This is a genomic window from Polaromonas sp. P1_G2 (assembly GCF_056405515.1).
In genome coordinates, this window is sequence record NZ_JBFUBY010000332.1 from 1 (window position 1) to 4,092 (window position 4,092).

General features: G+C 66.3%; 3 protein-coding genes. All 3 read left to right on the forward strand.

Features of this window, described 5'->3' with window-relative positions:
* Window positions 1-418 (forward strand): peptide chain release factor-like protein (locus AC1D0P_RS22880; RefSeq protein WP_477678846.1); only part of this gene is annotated, 418 nt, incomplete at its 5' end.
* A 90-nt stretch (window positions 419-508) separates the two neighbouring features.
* Complete coding sequence (gene pepN, locus AC1D0P_RS22885) at window positions 509-3,232, forward strand: aminopeptidase N (protein ID WP_477678847.1); 2,724 nt, start codon at window positions 509-511, stop codon at window positions 3,230-3,232.
* A gap of 17 nt (window positions 3,233-3,249) precedes the next feature.
* Window positions 3,250-4,086, forward strand: coding sequence for a tetratricopeptide repeat protein (locus AC1D0P_RS22890; protein ID WP_477678848.1), 837 nt, complete (start codon window positions 3,250-3,252; stop codon window positions 4,084-4,086).
* The last annotated feature ends 6 nt before the right edge of the window (window positions 4,087-4,092 follow it).

Sequence of the window (4,092 nt, forward strand, 5' to 3'; positions counted from 1 at the left end):
CGACTCCATCGAGATCGAGATCAACCCGGCCGACGTGCGCACCGACACTTTCCGGGCCAGCGGCGCCGGCGGCCAGCACATCAACAAGACCGACTCGGCCGTGCGCCTGACGCACATCCCGACCGGCATCGTGGTGCAGTGCCAGGACGGCCGCAGCCAGCACAGCAACCGCGACGTGGCCTGGAAGCGACTGCGTTCGCGGCTCTACGACTTCGAGCTGCGCAAGCAGCAGGAAGCCCAGCAAAAGCTGGAAGACACCAAGACCGACGTGGGCTGGGGCCACCAGATCCGCAGCTATGTGCTGGACAACAGCCGCATCAAGGACCTGCGCACCAACGTCGAGGTCTCGGCCACGCAGAAAGTGCTGGACGGCGACCTGGACGTCTTTATCGAGGCCTCGCTGAAGCAGGGCGTCTGATAAAGGCCCGCCCGGGCGGCCACGCCGGCCGGCCGGGGTTTGCTGATTTGATTTGAGTTTTTAGACTGTTTTGATTTTGAGGAAGTAGCCATGTTGCAAATGCCCGATGACCGTGGATCAGGACAAGGACCCACGGTGGTCATCAACCGCGCCGACTACATCGCCCCCGCCTACTGGATTGACACCGTCGACCTGTGCTTCGACCTGGACCCGGCGAAGACCCGCGTGCTCAACAAGATGCGCCTGCGCCGCAACCCCGGCGTGCCGGCCCAGCCGCTCAAGCTCGACGGCGAGGAACTCAACCTGTCGCGCGTGCTGGTCAACGGCCAGGGCACCTCCTTCAAGATGGAAGGCAACCAGCTGGTGCTGGAAAACCTGCCCGAAGGCCACGAGCCCTTCGACCTCGAAATCTTCACCACCACCTGCCCGGCCAAAAACACCAAGCTGATGGGCCTCTACGTCAGCAACGACTCCTTCTTCACGCAGTGCGAGGCCGAGGGCTTCCGCCGCATCACCTACTTCCTGGACCGCCCCGACGTGATGGCCAGCTACACCGTCACCCTGCGCGCCGACAAGGCCCAGTACCCGGTGCTGCTGTCCAACGGCAACCTGGTCGACCAGGGCCCGCTGGAGCCCGGCCCCAACGGCGCGCGGCATTTCGCCAAGTGGGTGGACCCACATAAAAAGCCCAGCTACCTGTTCGCCCTGGTGGCCGGCCAGCTGGTCAGCCGTGAGCAGCGCATCACCTCGCGCGCCGGCAAGCAGCACACGCTGCAGGTCTACGTGCGCCCCGGCGACCTCRACAAGACCGAGCACGCCATGACCTCGCTGATGCATTCTGTCGCCTGGGACGAAGCCCGCTTCGGCCTGCCGCTGGACCTGGAGCGCTTCATGATCGTCGCCACCAGCGACTTCAACATGGGCGCCATGGAAAACAAGGGCCTGAACATCTTCAACACCAAGTACGTGCTGGCCAACCAGGCCACYGCCACCGACGTGGATTTTTCCAACATCGAGAGCGTGGTCGGCCWTGAGTACTTCCACAACTGGACGGGCAACCGCGTCACCTGCCGCGACTGGTTCCAGCTGAGCCTGAAAGAAGGCCTCACGGTGTTCCGCGACCAGGAGTTCAGCCAGGACCTGGCCGGCGCCCCCTCGGCCCGCGCCGTCAAGCGCATCGAGGACGTGCGTGTGCTGCGCACCGCCCAGTTCCCCGAGGACGCCGGCCCCATGGCCCACCCCGTGCGGCCCGACAGCTATGTCGAGATCAGCAACTTCTACACCGTCACCATTTACGAAAAAGGCGCCGAGGTCGTGCGCATGATGCAGACCCTGGTCGGGCGCGAGGGTTTTGCGCGCGGCATGACGCTGTACTTCGAGCGCCACGACGGCCAGGCCGTGACCTGCGACGATTTCGCGCAGGCGATTGCCGACGCCAACCCGATGTCGGACCTGGCGCGCCTCTTGCCCCAGTTCAAGCGCTGGTACAGCCAGGCCGGCACGCCACGCGTGCGCGCGCAAGGCAGCTATGACGCCGTCGCCCGCACCTACACGCTGACGCTGGCGCAAAGCTGCGCGCCCACGGTGGGCCAGCCGGTCAAGCAACCGTTTGTGATCCCGGTCGGCCTGGGCCTGCTGGGCGCGGATGGGCAAGACCTGCCGCTGCAGCTCGCCGGCGAAAGCCAGCCGCCCGCCAGCACGCGCACCGTGGTGCTCACGCAGCCCAGCGAAACACTGACCTTCACCAACATCGATGCCGAGCCCGTGCCCTCCATCCTGCGCGGCTTCACCGCCCCGGTGGTGCTCGAGTTCGACTACACCGATGCCCAGCTGCTGCACCTGCTGGCGCACGACAGCGACCCCTTCAACCGCTGGGAGGCCGGCCAGCGCCTGGCCGTCAACCGCGCCATCGCGGCCATCACCGCGGTGTCCACCCCCGCCGCCGTGCTCGACGAAGCCTACCTGGACGCCATGCGCCAGGTGCTGCGCCACCCCACGCTCGATTCGGCCTTCAAGGAACTGGTGCTCACGCTGCCGTCCGAGACCTACCTGGCCGAACAACTCGAAGTGGTCGACCCGCAACGCATCCACGCGGTGCGCGAGTCCATGCGCCTGCAACTGGCCACGGCCCTGGCCGCCGACTGGGAGGCCGCCTACCAGGCCAACCACGACACCGGCGCCTACACACCCGACCCCATCTCCAGCGGCCGCCGCGCGCTCGCAGGCATGGCGCTGACCTATCTGTGCCTGGCCGCGCAAACCACGGGCGATGGCACCTGGCCCGGCAAGACCCTGCAGCGCTTCAAGGACGCCGGCAACATGACCGACCGCTTCAACGCGCTGGCCGCGCTGGTCTCCAGCGGCCATGCCCTGGCCGGCGAGGCGCTGCCGCTGTTCCACGCCATGTTCAAGGACGAAGCCCTGGTCATCGACAAATGGTTTGGCTTGCAGGCCGGCGCGCCCGACCGCAACGGCAACATCCTGCCGGCCGTCAAGCAGCTCATGAAGCACGCCGACTTCAGCCTGCGCAACCCGAATCGCGCACGCAGCGTGGTCAGCACCTACTGCCAGGGCAACCCCGCCGCCTTCCACCGCGCCGACGCCGCCGGTTATGTGTTCTGGAGCGACCGCGTGATGGAGCTCGACGCCATCAACCCGCAGGTCGCCGCCCGCCTGGCGCGCGCCCTGGACCGCTGGAGCAAGCTGGCCGAGCCCTACCGCAGCGCGGCGCGTGAAGCGATTGCCCGCGTCGCCGCCAAAACCGATTTGAGCAAAGACACCCACGAAGTGGTCTCGCGCGCATTGGCCGACTGAACGAGGACGACACCACCATGGCATTCTTCTCATTCGGTACCCCCGCACAGCGGTTTGCGAAAAAGTTCAAGCGGTTGAGCGACACCGTGTACGACGCCAGCGGCGTGTTCAGCGGTTCACGCATGTCGGCCGACCTGGCCGCTCTGCAGCCCCTGGCCGAAGCCGTGGGAGCCGACTCCGACGAAATGGCCGACCTGCTGTGGCTGCAGTTCGCGGTGTTCCACAAACGCCAGCAGGACACCGAAGGCCTGCCTCTGGGCCTGCGCGCCCTGGCCATGCGCGCCGCCAAAGGCAAGCTGACCCCCACCGGGCGTTATGAACAACACTACGCCATCGGTGAGTCGGCCCTGGAGGCCAAGGAATACGACACCGCCATCGAACACATTCAGCAGTCGGCCCACTGGGCCGCGCACGAAGGCGTCACGTTGAGCGTCGAGCAGAAGCTGGGTATGCGCGAAGAAATCGGTTACGCCCTGCACGAGGCCGGCCGCTTCGCCGAAGCGCTGGCGCACAACCGGCAACTGCTCACCGATGCGCAAGCCGCCTTCGGCTTCGGCACGGACAAGCGCCTGTCCGGCGTCATCAACAACCTGGCGCAAAATGCCTACGAGCTGGGCAGACATGCCGAGGCAAAAACCTGGCTGCAGCAGCGCCTGGCGCTGGGCAAGGCCCTGGAGGACACCGACATCGTGCTCGACGCCTTGTTCCAGCTCGGGGTGCTCGCGCACGAAATACGTCGGACTGCCGAAGCACGCGCCTTCTTCCAGCAACGCGTGGACATTGCGCGCGCCAAGGACGACGAGTACCTGCTGGAGAGCGCCCTGGCCACGCTGGCCGAATTTGAAGAGCGCTAACCGCAA